Source organism: Sphingomonas sp. NPDC092440 (assembly GCF_044754985.1).
Classification (GTDB): domain Bacteria; phylum Pseudomonadota; class Alphaproteobacteria; order Sphingomonadales; family Sphingomonadaceae; genus Sphingomonas.
The window spans coordinates 191030-204480 of record NZ_JBIVQA010000003.1 but is presented as its reverse complement, the minus strand read 5'-3'; the positions used below and the strand labels follow the sequence as shown (position 1 = coordinate 204480).

Genomic DNA, 13451 nt, shown 5'->3' with positions numbered 1-13451 from the left:
GAGATCCGGGGCCAAGCAATGCGCCGTCCGGCGCCCCGGCGGCATCGCCGCCTTTGCCTGGGAGTTCCAGAATATGAGCAAGACCCGCAAGGCGGCCAGCCGGCCGCCGATCGACATGATCGATTCCGAAGCCGAACGCCTCGCCGGCCTGGCGCTCAGCGTCGAGCGCCGCTTTCCCGCGGTCAGCGCGCTGCTGCTCCGCGAGACCGAGCGCGCCAGGCTGCACAGCGCGGCCGCCATTTCGCCCGATACGGTGACGATGGGTTCCACGGTGGAGTTCGTCGACGACAGCAACGGCACGCGGCGCACCGTCACGCTCGTCTACCCGTCCGACGCGGATATTTCCCGGGGGCGGATCTCGGTCCTCACGCCCGTAGGCGCAGCGCTGATCGGGCTGCGAACGGGCCAGTCGATCCTGTGGCCCGATCGCCACCTCACCGTGCTGGGGGTCCGCCAAGCCGCATCGGGCTGATCGCGGCTCAGACCAGCAGTTCTTCCACCGGCGGATGCCCCAGGAACGCGCTGGGGCTCGCCGTCGCGCCATAGGCTCCGGACGCGAACACCGCGATCCTGTCCCCCACTTCGGCGCGGGGCAGCGCCACGCGGTCGGCCAGCCGGTCCAGCGGCGTGCAGAGCGGCCCGACGATCGTCACCACTTCCTCGGGCGAATCCTGGATACGATTCGCCACCGCCACGGGATAGTTGCGGCGCACTACCGTGCCGAAATTGCCGGTGGCGGCGAGATGATGGTTCAAGCCGCCTTCGACCACCAGGAAGGTCTCGCCCTGGCTCTCCTTCCGCTCGATCACCCGGGCAAGGTACACGCCCGCCTCGCCCACCAGCCATCGGCCAAGCTCCACGGCATATCGGGTGTCGAGGCGCCGGATCGCCGTGCCCAGCGCCGCGCCCACCACCGCCACGTCGAGCGGTGCATCGCCCGGGAAATAGGGAATGCCGAAGCCGCCGCCCAGGTTCACCAGCGGCGGCCGCGCGCCCGCCTCGTCCGCCAGCCGCGCGGCGAGCGCCACCGTGGCGGCCTGGGTCTCGATCACCGAAGCGGCGTCCAGCGCCTGCGATCCGGCGAAGATATGGAAGCCGCGCCATTCCGCGCCGGCGTCGATCACGCGCCGCACCAGCGCCGCCGCCCGGCTCGCGTCCACGCCGAAGGGCGAGGCGCGCCCCCCCATCTTCATCCCCGATCCACGCAACTCGAAATCGGGATTGACTCGCACCGCGAGCCGCGGCGTCACGCCCAGCCGCGCGCCGATCGCGAACGCGCGCTCGGCCTCGGCCTCCGATTCGAGATTGAGCGTCACGCCCGCGCCCAGCGCCGCCTCCAGCTCGAAATCGCGCTTGCCGGGGCCGGCGAAGCTGATGTCGGCCGCCGCCATGGCGTCACGCGCCCGCGCCAGCTCGCCCGCCGAGGCAACGTCCATCCCGTCCACCAGCGGCGCGATGCGGGCGAGCAGCGGCGGGAACGGATTGGCCTTGATGGCATAATGGATGCCGATACCGGCGGGCAGCGCCGCGCGCAGCCGGGCGATGCGCGCCTCCACCACCGCAAAGTCATAGACATAGGCGGGGGTCCGGACATTCGGCCATGGAAGCTCGCGCAACGCGGCGAATTCCGGCGGGATCGGGCCATGCGGTTTTGCGGTGATGGTCATTTGTCCCCCAAGCTCGCCCTGAGCGCCGTCCGGTCAAGCTTGCCATTGGCGTTGCGCGGAAGCGCCGCGCGCCAGTCATAGCGCGCCGGCTGCAGGAAGCTCGGCAACTCGCGCCGCAGCCGCTCGCGCAGCTCGATCTCGCGGCTGCCGTCGCCGCGCGCGATCACCACGATCGCCTGGCCCAGCCTTTCGTCCGCGACGCCGAACGCCGCCGCCTCGCCAGTCTCGCCGCCCGAGAGCACGGCTTCCTCGATCTCGGTAGGACTGATGCGGTTGCCGGCCGATTTGATCATCTCGTCGTCGCGGCCGACGAAGCGGAGCAGCCCGTCCTCCCCAAGCCGCACCGTGTCGCCGGACCATACCGCCATGCCGCCGCTCCCGGCAAAGGCGGGCGCGGGGCGGAAACGCTGCGCCGTCCGCTCGGGGTCGCGCCAATAGCCCTGGGCGACCAGCGGGCCCGCATGGACCAGTTCGCCCTGGGAAGCGCGCGCGCCGTCCGGGCCGACCACGAGGATCTCGGCGAACGGAATGGCCGTTCCGATCGCATCGGGGTGCGCGTCGACCAGCCCGGGATGCAGATAGGTCGACCGGAACGCCTCGGTCAGCCCATACATCGGATAAAGGTCGGCATTGGGGAAGCGGGCGCGCAGGTCGCGCACCATCCTGGGCGTAAGCGCGCCGCCTGAATTGGTTAGGCGGCAAAGCTTGGATGCGATCTCAACCGGCCACTCCGCCTCGAGCAGTTGCACCCAAAGCGGCGGCACCCCGGCCAGGCTGGTGATGCCGAAGCGCTCCACCGCCTTTATGACGTCGCGCGCGGTCAGGTAATCGAGCGGCACCACCCGCGCGCCCGCCGCCCAGGTGGAGAAGAGCTGGTTCTGCCCATAATCGAAGCTGAGCGGCAGCACGCCCAGCACGCGATCCTCAGGTTCGATCTCAAGATAATGGGCTACGCTGATGGCCCCCAGCCATAAATTGGCATGGCTCAGCATCACGCCCTTGGGCCTGCCGGTCGATCCCGAGGTATAGAGGATCGCCGCGAGCGTATCGGCGCCGGCCGCGGAGGGCGGAAGCCTCCGCTCCGAGAAGAGTGCGCCTTCCTCCACCACCCGGCAATCGGCGCCGACATCGCCGGCTTCGAGGGCGGCGAGCCGCGCCGGTTGGGAAACCAGCGCCCGCGCGCCCGAATCGGCCAGGATGTGCGCCACCTGGGCGCGCTTGAGCACCGGGTTCACGGGCACGTGCACCAGTCCTGCCCGCACCGCCGCCAGCGGCATCAGGCACGCGGTCCGCGTCTTGGGCAGCCAGCTGGCCACCCGGTCGCCGGGCTCCAGCCCCAGCGCGCGCAGGGCATGCGCCATGCCGCCCACCGCCGCCTCGAGCTCGGCATAGGTGAGCGTGCCGGCCTTGTCCTCCAGCGCCACGGCCTCGGGCCTCCCGCGCGACGGCAGGGTATCGAGGGGCCTGGGAACGGGGTCGAGCGCTATCACCCGCACACCCTTATACTTGGCAGCGCCCGCGCCAACCCTTACGGGAGCGAAAAACCGGCAGGGGAAGTGCATTGCAACCCGATGGGTCGCTCCAAGTCGAAGATACCGTCCGCGGCGTGCTCCGCGACGTGCTGGGCCTGAGCGCGGAGCGCGTGGCCGATTTCCGCGCGGACACGCCGCTTTTCGGCGCGCTGCCCGAACTCGATTCGCTCGCCGTGGCGGGCGTCCTCACCGAGCTCGAGGACCGGCTCGGCATCCTGATCGAGGATGACGAGGTGGACGGCGAGATGCTCGAGAGCTTCGGCGCCCTCACGCGCTTCGCGACGGCCAAGGCGCTCCGGTGATCGATCACTATGACTGGGCCGGCGGGCGCGAGGCGATGCTGCGCTTCGGCCCCGCCGCCGGCCCGGTCGTGGTCGCGGCGCCGCCGCTGTTCGAGGAAGCCAACCGCACCCGGGCCTTCCTGGTCACGATCCTGCGCCTGCTCGCGCAGCGCGGCATCGCCGGGGCGCTGCCCGACCTGCCCGGCCAGGGCGAGAGCCTGGTGCCGACCGACCGATCCTCGATCCTCAAGATGCGGGACGCCTTCAACTTCGCCTGCGACAAGTTCGATCGCGAGGGGCGCAACTGCTACGCGCTGGGCGTGCGCAGCGGCGCGCTGCTCGACACGCTCGCGCCCGTCGCCGGCCGCTGGCATTTCGCTCCCATGCCCGGAGACAAGCTCCTGCGCGAGCTGAAGCGGGCCGCGATCGCCGCCGACCCGCAGCGCCATGACCTGGATTCGCCGGTTCTGGGAGGTTCGACGCCGATCGAGATCGCCGGCAATCCGCTCGCCCCGGCGCTGCTGGCGGAACTTGTCACCGCCCGGCCCGCGCCGGACGCGCGGGTAGTCCGCCTTGCCTCCGACCCCGCCGATGCCATCCGGCGGGTGGACGGCGCGCCGCTCTGGCGCCGCGCCGAGCCGGACAATGATCCCGCGCTCGCCGCCCTGCTCGCCGAAGACATCGCCGTCTGGATCCGTGCATGCGAAAGCTGATCGCATTTCCGTGCGCCGGCGAGACCTTGCTCGGCACGCTGGACGAAGCAGCCGAGACCACGGGCCTGCTGATCGTCTCGGGCGGCAACGAGATCCGCATCGGCGCGCATCGCGGCATGGCGTTGCTGGCGGAGCGGGTCGCCCGTGCCGACTATCCCGTCCTGCGCTTCGATCGCCGCGGCATCGGCGATTCGACCGGCGAGAATCGCGGGTTCGAGTCGAGCGCCGAGGATATCGCCGCCGCCGCCCGCGCCTTTCGCGAGACCGGGGTCGAGCGGATCATCGCCTATGGCAATTGCGACGCCGCCACCGCGCTGGCCTTCTTCCACGCCCAGGCGGGCATCGACGCACTCGTGCTCGCCAATCCCTGGACCGTCGAGGCCGAGGACGCGATGCCTCCCCCCGCCGCGATCCGCGCGCATTATGCGGCCCGGCTGCGCGATCCGCGGGAGTGGCTGCGGCTGCTGCGCGGCGGCGTGAACGTCGCCAAGCTGCTCAAGGGCCTGCGCAAGGCCTCGCGCCAGCCGCCTCGGGCCGCTGGCGGCCTCCCCACCCGCCTCGCCGCCGCGCTGGCGGAAGCGAAGGTGCCGGTGGCGATCCTGCTGGCGAAAGGCGACAATACCGCGATCGCCTTTGCCGATGCCTTCAGGGCTCCTGCCTTCGATGCGGCGCGGGGGAAAGTAGCAGTCGAGCAGCTCGACAGCGCCAGCCACAGCTTCGCCGGCGCGAGCGACAAGGACTGGCTGCTGGCGAAGGTGCTGGATCAACTCGTCATCCCAGCAAAGGCCGGGAGCTCGGTCGACTAGGTTGAGAACCCAAACAAGTATCTGATATTTCACCGTCATCCCGGCCTTGAGCCGGGATCCCGCTTCTTCCTGTGCTGGCGAGATAGCGGGACCCCGGCTCAAGGCCGGGGTGACGATGGAAGGTATGAGGCCTCAACCTAGGGTGAGGACCCATATTCTCCAGCGCCATCTCCGCGATCCCTTGAACCGTCATCCCGCGCAGGCGGGGATCCCGGGCCAAGGGCAAGGACGGCGAGGCTCGCCTTGCCGTTTCCGGCAAGCATCCGCGTGATCCCCTGGATCGCCCCCTGCTACCCTGGATCCCCGCCTGCGCGGGGATGACGAGGGAGGGATAGCGGGGATAACGCTGGAGAATATTGAGTCCCCAACCCAAGGTTGAGAACCCAAGCAAGTATCTGATTTACTACCGTCACCCCGGCCTTGCGCCGGGATCCCGCTTCTTTTGCCTTCAGCAGGACAGCGGGACCCCGGCGCAAGGCCGGGGTGACGATGGAAGGTATGAGGCCCCAACCTGGCGCTTGTGGCACGAGAACCCGGCGTTCGCCGGGATGACGGCACCCCTCACTCCGCCGCGTGCTGGACCACCGTCTCGAAATCCGCCTCGGCCAGGAAGCGCTCGGCGTCGAGCGCCGCCATGCAGCCGGTGCCGGCGGCGGTGACCGCCTGGCGATACTGCTTGTCCATCACGTCGCCACAGGCGAACACGCCGGGCACGCTGGTCTTGGTCGTGCCCGTCTCGACCCGGATATAGCCATCGTCGTCAAGATCGATATGGCCGCGGAACAGCTCGGTCGCCGGATGATGCCCGATCGCGACGAAGCCGCCATCGACGTCGATCTGCGAAAGCTCCCCGGTCTCCATGTCCTTCAGCTCGATCCCCACCAGTCCCTCGGGCTGGCCGCCGGCGATGAAGCGCTCGACCTTCTTGTTCCACAGCACGTTGATCCGCTCATTGGCGAACAGGCGCTGCTGCAGGATCTTCTCGGCGCGGAACGAGTCGCGACGGTGGATCACCGTCACGTCGTGGCTGTGGTTGGTGAGATAGAGCGCCTCTTCCACCGCGGTGTTGCCGCCGCCGATCACCGCGACCTTCTTGCCGCGGAAGAAGAAGCCGTCGCAGGTGGCGCAGGCGCTCACGCCCTTGCCCTGGAGCAGCCGCTCCGAATCCAGGCCCAGCCACTTGGCCTGGGCGCCGGTGGCGATCACCAGCACATCGCCCAGATAGACGGTGCCGCTGTCGCCCACCATGCGGAACGGACGCTGCGAGACGTCGACCTCGACGATCGTGTCCCACATCATCTGCGCGCCGACATGCTCGGCCTGGGCCTGCATCTCCTGCATCAGCCAGGGGCCCTGGATCACGTCGCGGAAGCCGGGATAATTCTCGACATCGGTGGTGGTCATCAGCTGGCCGCCAGGCTGGATGCCCTGCACCACGATCGGCGACAGGCCGGCGCGCGCGCCATAGATGGCGGCGGTCAGGCCGGCCGGGCCGGAACCGAGGATCAGCATGCGTGTCGAATGGGTGGCGGTCATCATGGTTTCCGAAATGGCTGAGCCCCGCATCTAGGGGCTCGGCAAGGGTCGAGGCAACATGGGTAGTGTGGCACCGTCCGCAATGACTGTGGACAACAGCAAGCCTATCCCCTTCCCAAGCCCGGCTAGCCGCCCACCGGTTGGATCGGCCCGGTCGCGATCTTCGCATCCGCCGCGGTGTCGGCGAGCCGGAGGCAATCAGCGAATGCCGATCCCGCCCCTCCGATTGCCGTTGCAATGTTGGATTTCGATTGTTCTATATTTGTTCTCAACCGCCCGTTGAAAAAGAACATATCATAGCAAGGGTATCACATCATGGCAGCGTCCCTCAGCTTCTCCACTATCGCGGATCTGATCGCGTCCTCGACCACCGGTCTCTCGGACGGGCAAACCGCAAATGTCAGCGACACCAGGCGGGGCGGCATCTTCCGCTTCGAGTCCGCAGCAAGCGCCACCGTCAACAACGGCACCGTTTTCGCGGCGTCCGGCGGCGGGCGCTGGCTCCGCGTCGATGCCCAGCCTCTCAGCGTGCTGTGGTTCGGCGCTGCCGGCGACGGCATCGCCGATGATCATGCCGCCTTCATGGCCGCGCATGATGCGCTCCTCCCCGAAGGCGGGACGATCAATATCCCCAAGGGATATTACCGGCTCTCGAAAACGATCAACCAGCATTGCGCGATCACCTGGCAGGGCGACGGCAATAGCGCAGCCTATGCCAACCGAACCATCGGCAGCTTCACGATGAATGCGCAGGGATCGGTTCTGCTGACCGACTCGGGCATCCAGGCGTTCATCATCAACGCTTCCAACACCGACGGCACCGGGACCGCGCCCGACGGCACCTATCCCAACGGCGCCAGCTCCGCACTTCGCGACCTCTATATTCGCTCGAACGGCGGGGGCTCGGGCGTGGACGGCATCTGGATGCGGGCGACCACGGCGATCGAGAATGTGACGATCCGCGGCTTTTCGGGCAGGGGCCTGCGGATCGAAGCCTCGATCAGCGCCGGCAATCCAGTCAAGGGCAACGCGAACTTGTGGACGCTGACCAACGTCAGCCTGATCGCGAATGGAAGCCACGGGCTGCACGTCAAGAGCAACGATGCCAATGCGGGCGTCGCCGCCCGACTCGACTGCACCGGCAATGGCGGATGGGGCGTCCTCGACGAGAGCCTGATCGGCAACACCTATATCGGCTGTCATCAGGCGAACAACATACTGGGTGCGATCAAGACGATCGACACCGCCCCCAATACGGTGATCGGCGACTATATCGAGATCGGCGCGGCCGGCGACAATGCGGATTTCGGCGACGGGACGACGGTGATTGGTGATCTCGCGGGCCAGAGCCCCTCGTCCTCCGCGAGCAGCCGCGCCTTCGTGATGACGGCGGGTCTTTCCGTGGCCGCGCCCTATCGTCACCTCAATCGCCGCGCGACGCCCAATATCGTCAGCGTGCTCGGCTCGCTGCAACCCAATTACGGTGCGATTGGCTGGGGCTCCAGCAACGACGTGATCGGCGCTGCCAACCAGGCGGACTGGCAAATCCAGTACAACACGTCGTCGCAGTGGTGGGACTTCCAATATCAGAGCGGCGGCAACCCCTTCACGGTGATGCGCTTCCCGACCGGCTCGACGCTTGCGAATCCGAGGAAGTTCGCGGCCGACTTCCCCAATGGCCACTTCCTCGGCGGCCTGTTCCGAGGCGTCGGATCGGCTGCTCCGACGACGGGGGCATGGCTGCAGGGCGACGTCATCCAGAACAGCGTTCCGACCGCCGGCGGGAGTGCGGGCTGGATCTGCACCACGGCGGGCTCGCCGGGGACCTGGAAGTCCTTCGGCACGATCGCCGCATAAATCGACCCATGTTTCCGAGGGGGGGGTTTCGGCCCCTCCCCGACCAGGGTGCGGTGAAATACGAGACGATAGGGCGGCCCGGCGCCATGCGTCGGCGGCGCGATCCCGAATGGAGCTGGCACAGGCTTCGACAACATCCCGCATCGGCATTACCGATCCCCATCGCCCCCTCACAGCCGATGGAGAACCATCCATGTCGCATGCCCCGGAAACCTACGGCCTGGCTGCCTATGCCTATCTGCGCGCGCTGGTGGCAGAGCTGCGGGAGGCGGAGCCGGGCCTGCATGCGCGCGCCTTGGAGCGGGCGATCGCCAGCTATGGCGACAAGCCGCGCCTGGGCGACCGGCCGATCATCCAGGCATTGAAGGAACTGGAATAGGCGGCTGCATCCTCGCCCTTCGGCCCAATCCGGGATCGGTTTTTTCGGCCGCCGCCTGAAACCGATCGCCGCCTTGCGATTTCAGATAGTCTAGGGCCGGATGGCTGCCGGGCATGGCGGGGGAGATGGGGTTCTGGACGTTTTCGACCTGACCAGGCAGCCCGATCTGATCCGTCCGGCCTATGCGTTCGACCTGCTCTTCCTGGCGATCGGCCTGGGCATGATCGGCGAGGTGCTGTATTTTTGCTGGCGCCGGCAGTGGAAGATCCTGTTCTACCTCCCGATCGCACTGGCCTGGACGGCCGGGGCGGTGTGGATGACCTGGCACGACATCCGGCACAGCCAGGCCGTGAGAGCACTGGTCCAGAGCGGCCGGTTCGCCAGCGTCGAAGGGTGCCTGGATCAGTTCCATCCGGGATTGGCCAACCCGAACGAGGCGGATTCCGGCCTCGAGCGCTGGAATGTCGCAGGCCAGGAATTCCTCTATGCCGCGGACGAGGTGCGGCTCGGCTATCATCGGGTCGAACCGGGAGGCGGCCTGGTCCATGCCGATTCCTGGGTCCGGGTCGGCTATGTCCGTGACCATATGCGCGGGCACAACGACATTGTCCGGCTCGAGGTGAAACAACATGCCTGCCCGACGGCGCCGGACCTCTGGCCGAAATGACCCCCGCAAACCCGCATCAAGCATGGGAGTATCGATGCTTCGCACCCTTTTCGTCACCCCGATCCTGTGGGGAACCCTCTTCGCCGCACCTGCATCGGCGGACCCGTTCTACGAGGCCGCGCTCTGCAAGCCGCCCTATACGACGGATACGGCCACGGCACTCTATGAGGCCGCCGAGAAGCTCGCCAAGCCCGATACGTCGATGCTGGGTGCCTATGTCTATCGGCTGCCGCGCGCACTCGGGCAGGACGGTTTCGCCAGCAGCGAAGTCATCTTCGCGGGCACGGCGGTCGGCGTCCTGATCGAAGGCGCGCGGGCCGATGCGCTGGCCGAGCGCTATGGGCTGACGAAGGAGCGCTCCACGCTGCTCGGCACCGCCACCAAGGGCTATTCCCGGGCCCTGCCCCAGGACCAGCAGCCTCAGCCCGATCTGGGCATTGTCTCGATCGTCGCACGCGAGAGCCCCGCGCTGCCCGGCAAGACGCTGCTCGCATGCGAGTTGGTCTTCAAGGCGGATCAAGAAGCGCTCGATCGCTACGAGAAGTCCCGCACGCCATAGCGCTGCCGCACGACATCCGGCGCCGGCTCCCTCTTCCCGCCAAGGACTGCCATGGTCATCCTCTCGGCAATTTCATACTTCCTCACCCACCACCCCTTCTGGGCCTGGCCGGTGATCGTCCTGGTAGGGGCGCTGCTGGCCCATCTGCTGGCAAAATGGCGCGGAAGCAGTGGCTGGTACGGGCTGATCCTGGCCTTCTTCATCTATGGCCAGATCAACCTCTTCACCGCGCATATCTTCAATGCGCTGTTCCTCGAGGCATTCGGGGTCAACGGCACGGCGGTGATCACCCAGTCCGAGGAAACCAGCTCCACCCTGAACGACCAGAATATCTGGGCCTATGACGCGGTGGTGAAGACGGCGGACGGCAAGGACGTGGTGACGCGATTCGATACCATGTCCGCCAGCATCTATCCCATCACGAACGCCATCATGGTCCCGCCCAGGGGCGAGAGGTTCGCGATCAGATATATTCCGGGGTTTCCGCGCAATTTCGTCATCATGCGCGACCTGTCGCCCTATGGGAGGGAATATCTGCTCGAGGAGGATCGCAAGCCGGTCGAGAAGGCCGCAGCCCAATTCGCGACCAGTCCGGGCAACAAGGCCTTCATCGCGGAATACCGGCAGGCGCTGGCCGCGTTCATCGCCAGGCATCGCGACGATGCCGATCCGGCCCTGATCGCGAACTACCATGCGCAGCTCGATGCGCTGCCCCGGACGGACTGAGGCGGCGCGCCGGGGCCGGCGCGGCAGTCGCAATATCCGAAGATCGAGAATGGTAGCGGAGGAGGGACTTGAACCCCCGACACGCGGATTATGATTCCGCTGCTCTAACCAGCTGAGCTACTCCGCCCCAAGAGGCTGTCGCCGAAGCGAGGGGGCCCAATAGGTCCGCCCTCTCCCCAGGTCAAGCGAACATGTGACGCGAGTGCGTTTCCCAGGGTCCGCCGCGATAATGCCAGCTCGCCAGGCCCGCGATTTCAACTTCCCGGGCCGTGAAATCGCGCGCCAACGCGGCCAGCACCGCCTTGGCGAGCACCGGCCGGACCTTGTTCTGGATGGTGACGTGCGGGCGCCAGCGGCCGGCATCCTGGGGCGTGAGCAGCCCGGCGAACGCATCGACGAGCCCCTCGCGAATCGCCATCAGCTCAGGCGCCTCGATTCGATAGGCGACGCCGCCGCCCAGCGACATCAGCCCCGTCACCTTCGCCCGCGGCGCGCGCACGCCGCGGGTCTCCACCGAAAGCCGGTGCTTGAGCTCCTCCGCCACCGAGGGCGGCAGCTGATGGAACAGCGTCAGATGCGCGTCGAGCAGGTTCCGCTCGGGCGGGTAATGCTCGCGGCGCAGCGCGTTGAACCAGGCCTGGTCCTGGCGCCCGAGCAGCGCCGTGACGATCAGCGGCGCGGCACGCTCGGTCAAATCTCGACCTGGCTGCCCAGCTCGACCACGCGGTTGGTGGGCAGGCGGAAGAATTCCATCGCGCTTTCGGCGTTGCGCAGCATCCAGGCGAACAGCTTCTCGCGCCAGATCATCATCCCCGGGCGCGACGACGGCAGCAGGGTCTGGCGCGCCAGGAAGAAGCTCGTCTCCATCATCTTGAACTCGGCCCCGCAGGCGTTGACCGACTTCAGCGCCGCAGGAACATCGGCCTCCTGCATGAAGCCATAGGCCAGGATCATGCGGTGGAAGCCCTTGCCCAGATCCTCGATCATCATCCGGTTCTCGTCGGAGACATAGGGCACGTCCTTGATCTTCACGGTGAGGAGGATCACCCGGTCGTGCAGCACCTTGTTGTGCTTGAGGTTGTGCAGCAGCGCGTGCGGCACACCCTCGGGCGTGGAGGTCATGAACACCGCGGTGCCCGGCACCCGCGTGGCCGTGGTGGCGGCCGAAGTGATGAAGATCTTGATCGGCATCGCGCTCTCGCGCAGCCGGTTGATCATCAGCTGGCGCCCCTTCGACCAGGTCGTCAGCAGCGTGAACACCACGAAGCCGACGAACAGCGGGAACCAGCCGCCATCCGGCACCTTGGTCAGGTTCGCGGCGAAATAGGCCAGGTCGACCGTGAAGAACACCGCGAGCAGCGGGATCGCGTAGCGCTTCTTCCACTTCCAGAGCCCGAACAGCACGACCGCGAGCAGGCAGTTGTCGATGAACATCGCGCCGGTGACGGCGATGCCATAGGCCGCGGTGAGGTTCGACGAGGTCTGGAACACCAGCACCAGCAGGATCACCATGATCATCAGCGCCCAGTTGATGAGCGGAATGTAGATCTGGCCCGCGGTGGCTGCGCTGGTGTGCTCGATTCGCAGGCGCGGCACGAAGCCGAGCTGGATCGCCTGCTGCGTGACCGAGAAGGCGCCCGAGATCACTGCCTGCGAGGCGATCACGGCGGCCATGGTCGCCAGGATGACCAGCGGAAACTGCAGCACTTCCGGCGCGAGCATGTAGAAGGGGCTGCGCAGCGCGGCATGCCCCTCGCGCATCAGCAGCGCGCCCTGCCCCATATAGTTGAGGATCAGCGCCGGCAGCACGAACCACAGCCAGGAGATGCGAATGGGCTTGCGCCCGAAATGGCCCATATCGGCATAGAGCGCCTCGGCACCGGTCACCGCCAGCACGACCGAGCCGAGCGCCAGGAACGCCCGCACCGGATCCTCGGCAAAGAACAGGAAGGCATGATGCGGCAGCAGCGCGTTCAGGATCGTCGGCGTCTGGACGAGGCTGAGCGTGCCGAGCGTCGCGATCGTCAGGAAATAGAGGAGCATGATCGGCCCGAACAGCGTGCCGACCCGCGAGGTGCCGGTCCGCTGGATCGAGAAGAGCAGCACCAGGATCACCACCGCGATCGGCAGCACCAGCCTGCTAAAGCCCGGCGCGGCGACGGCGAGCCCCTCCACCGCGGACAGCACCGACACCGCCGGCGTGATCATCGAATCGCCATAGAAGAGCGCGGTTGCGAACACGCCGAGCAGCACGATCCCCTGCGTCCAGCGCTTGGGATTGCCGCTGCTGCGCGAGATCAGCGCCAGCAGCGCCAGGCTGCCGCCCTCGCCCTTGTTGTCCGCCCGCATGATGATCGTGACGTATTTCAGCGTCACCACCACCATCATCGACCAGAACATCAGGCTGATCACGCCCATAATGTGGAGCGTGTCGAGCGCCAGCTTGTGGTGCCCGTCGAACGTCTCGCGAAAGGCGTAGAGCGGGCTGGTGCCGATATCGCCGAAGACGATGCCGATCGCGCCGATGGCCAGCTTCCACGTCGCGTCATGGCTGTGCGCATGCGCGGCGGGCACGTCGATCTGTGCCGGAGCCGACTCGGCGGCTCCCTCGGAAGGGGTGTTCACGGGCGCGGGTGTCGCGTCAGAGAGGAAGCGGACCTGGTCATGCGACCTGCGTTCTCGATCTTCAAAGTGCGCGGGCGGTTAGCACGCGCAGCATCTGCAATCA

The 13451-nt window shown here is 67.3% G+C and carries 14 protein-coding genes and 1 tRNA gene; 9 read left to right on the top strand and 6 right to left on the bottom strand.

Features of this window, described 5'->3' with window-relative positions; translation table 11 throughout:
• Nucleotides 1-73: 73 nt before the first annotated feature.
• On the top strand, nucleotides 74-472 hold the full coding sequence (rnk, locus tag ACIQCS_RS06320; RefSeq protein ID WP_401530346.1) for a nucleoside diphosphate kinase regulator: 399 nt from the start codon (nucleotides 74-76) through the stop codon (nucleotides 470-472).
• A gap of 7 nt (nucleotides 473-479) precedes the next feature.
• Here rnk and ACIQCS_RS06315 read toward each other — a convergent pair whose 3' ends face one another.
• Both ACIQCS_RS06315 and ACIQCS_RS06310 read right to left on the bottom strand, forming a co-directional pair.
• Nucleotides 480-1667, bottom strand: coding sequence for a pyridoxal-dependent decarboxylase, exosortase A system-associated (locus tag ACIQCS_RS06315; RefSeq protein WP_401530344.1), 1188 nt, complete (start codon nucleotides 1665-1667; stop codon nucleotides 480-482).
• Nucleotides 1664-3157 carry an AMP-binding protein gene (locus tag ACIQCS_RS06310; RefSeq protein WP_345851174.1) on the bottom strand — a complete coding sequence of 498 codons (1494 nt, stop codon included), beginning with the start codon at nucleotides 3155-3157 and terminating at the stop codon, nucleotides 1664-1666. Before ACIQCS_RS06310 ends, ACIQCS_RS06315 begins: the two co-directional genes overlap by 4 nt.
• Nucleotides 3158-3228: 71 nt before the next feature.
• On the opposite strand from ACIQCS_RS06310, the gene ACIQCS_RS06305 reads away from it, so the two are divergent.
• The 3 genes from ACIQCS_RS06305 to ACIQCS_RS06295 are packed head-to-tail and all read left to right on the top strand — an operon-like array spanning nucleotide 3229 to nucleotide 4999.
• On the top strand, nucleotides 3229-3501 hold the full coding sequence (locus ACIQCS_RS06305) for an acyl carrier protein (protein WP_345851173.1): 273 nt from the start codon (nucleotides 3229-3231) through the stop codon (nucleotides 3499-3501).
• Nucleotides 3498-4193: a hypothetical protein gene (locus tag ACIQCS_RS06300; protein ID WP_294051914.1), complete on the top strand. Its 696-nt coding sequence runs from the start codon at nucleotides 3498-3500 to the stop codon at nucleotides 4191-4193. The genes ACIQCS_RS06305 and ACIQCS_RS06300 overlap by 4 nt, the downstream gene beginning before the upstream one ends.
• On the top strand, nucleotides 4181-4999 hold the full coding sequence (locus tag ACIQCS_RS06295) for a hydrolase 1, exosortase A system-associated (protein WP_345851172.1): 819 nt from the start codon (nucleotides 4181-4183) through the stop codon (nucleotides 4997-4999). Before ACIQCS_RS06300 ends, ACIQCS_RS06295 begins: the two co-directional genes overlap by 13 nt.
• A 561-nt stretch (nucleotides 5000-5560) precedes the next feature.
• Here the strand turns inward: ACIQCS_RS06295 and trxB are convergent.
• Nucleotides 5561-6535, bottom strand: coding sequence for a thioredoxin-disulfide reductase (gene trxB / locus ACIQCS_RS06290; protein ID WP_345851170.1), 975 nt, complete (start codon nucleotides 6533-6535; stop codon nucleotides 5561-5563).
• Nucleotides 6536-6850: 315 nt separating this feature from the next.
• On the opposite strand from trxB, the gene ACIQCS_RS06285 reads away from it, so the two are divergent.
• The 5 genes from ACIQCS_RS06285 (at nucleotide 6851) to ACIQCS_RS06265 (ending at nucleotide 10723) form a co-directional block, all read left to right on the top strand.
• On the top strand, nucleotides 6851-8392 hold the full coding sequence (locus ACIQCS_RS06285; protein WP_345851169.1) for a glycosyl hydrolase family 28-related protein: 1542 nt from the start codon (nucleotides 6851-6853) through the stop codon (nucleotides 8390-8392).
• Between the two features lie 193 nt (nucleotides 8393-8585).
• The gene (locus ACIQCS_RS06280; protein WP_322261031.1) at nucleotides 8586-8771 is read left to right on the top strand and encodes a hypothetical protein; all 186 of its coding nucleotides are present in this window, start codon (nucleotides 8586-8588) and stop codon (nucleotides 8769-8771) included.
• 100 nt (nucleotides 8772-8871) lie between these two features.
• Complete coding sequence (locus ACIQCS_RS06275; RefSeq protein WP_345851165.1) at nucleotides 8872-9438, top strand: hypothetical protein; 567 nt, start codon at nucleotides 8872-8874, stop codon at nucleotides 9436-9438.
• A 34-nt stretch (nucleotides 9439-9472) separates the two neighbouring features.
• Nucleotides 9473-9997: a hypothetical protein gene (locus tag ACIQCS_RS06270; protein WP_345851164.1), complete on the top strand. Its 525-nt coding sequence runs from the start codon at nucleotides 9473-9475 to the stop codon at nucleotides 9995-9997.
• Between the two features lie 51 nt (nucleotides 9998-10048).
• Nucleotides 10049-10723 (top strand): hypothetical protein, encoded by a 675-nt coding sequence (locus tag ACIQCS_RS06265; protein WP_345851163.1) that lies wholly within the window; start codon nucleotides 10049-10051, stop codon nucleotides 10721-10723.
• Nucleotides 10724-10773: 50 nt separating this feature from the next.
• Here the strand turns inward: ACIQCS_RS06265 and ACIQCS_RS06260 are convergent.
• The 3 genes from ACIQCS_RS06260 to ACIQCS_RS06250 all read right to left on the bottom strand — a co-directional run bounded on the left by ACIQCS_RS06260 (nucleotide 10774) and on the right by ACIQCS_RS06250 (nucleotide 13297).
• A tRNA-Met gene (locus tag ACIQCS_RS06260) sits at nucleotides 10774-10850 on the bottom strand.
• Nucleotides 10851-10904: 54 nt separating this feature from the next.
• Entirely contained in the window at nucleotides 10905-11417 is a 513-nt protein-coding gene (locus tag ACIQCS_RS06255) for a 2'-5' RNA ligase family protein (protein WP_280278527.1), read from the bottom strand.
• The gene (locus ACIQCS_RS06250) at nucleotides 11414-13297 is read right to left on the bottom strand and encodes a potassium transporter Kup (RefSeq protein ID WP_345852079.1); all 1884 of its coding nucleotides are present in this window, start codon (nucleotides 13295-13297) and stop codon (nucleotides 11414-11416) included. The genes ACIQCS_RS06255 and ACIQCS_RS06250 overlap by 4 nt, the downstream gene beginning before the upstream one ends.
• Nucleotides 13298-13451: the final 154 nt, after the last annotated feature.

Coding starts and splice junctions, on each gene's coding strand:
- rnk (WP_401530346.1), top strand. CDS start 74: ATGAGCAAGACCCGCAAGGCGGCCAGCCGGCCGCCGATCGACATGATC.
- ACIQCS_RS06315 (WP_401530344.1), bottom strand. CDS start 1,667: ATGACCATCACCGCAAAACCGCATGGCCCGATCCCGCCGGAATTCGCC.
- ACIQCS_RS06295 (WP_345851172.1), top strand. CDS start 4,181: ATGCGAAAGCTGATCGCATTTCCGTGCGCCGGCGAGACCTTGCTCGGC.
- trxB (WP_345851170.1), bottom strand. CDS start 6,535: ATGACCGCCACCCATTCGACACGCATGCTGATCCTCGGTTCCGGCCCG.
- ACIQCS_RS06285 (WP_345851169.1), top strand. CDS start 6,851: ATGGCAGCGTCCCTCAGCTTCTCCACTATCGCGGATCTGATCGCGTCC.
- ACIQCS_RS06280 (WP_322261031.1), top strand. CDS start 8,586: ATGTCGCATGCCCCGGAAACCTACGGCCTGGCTGCCTATGCCTATCTG.
- ACIQCS_RS06275 (WP_345851165.1), top strand. CDS start 8,872: ATGGCTGCCGGGCATGGCGGGGGAGATGGGGTTCTGGACGTTTTCGAC.
- ACIQCS_RS06270 (WP_345851164.1), top strand. CDS start 9,473: ATGCTTCGCACCCTTTTCGTCACCCCGATCCTGTGGGGAACCCTCTTC.
- ACIQCS_RS06265 (WP_345851163.1), top strand. CDS start 10,049: ATGGTCATCCTCTCGGCAATTTCATACTTCCTCACCCACCACCCCTTC.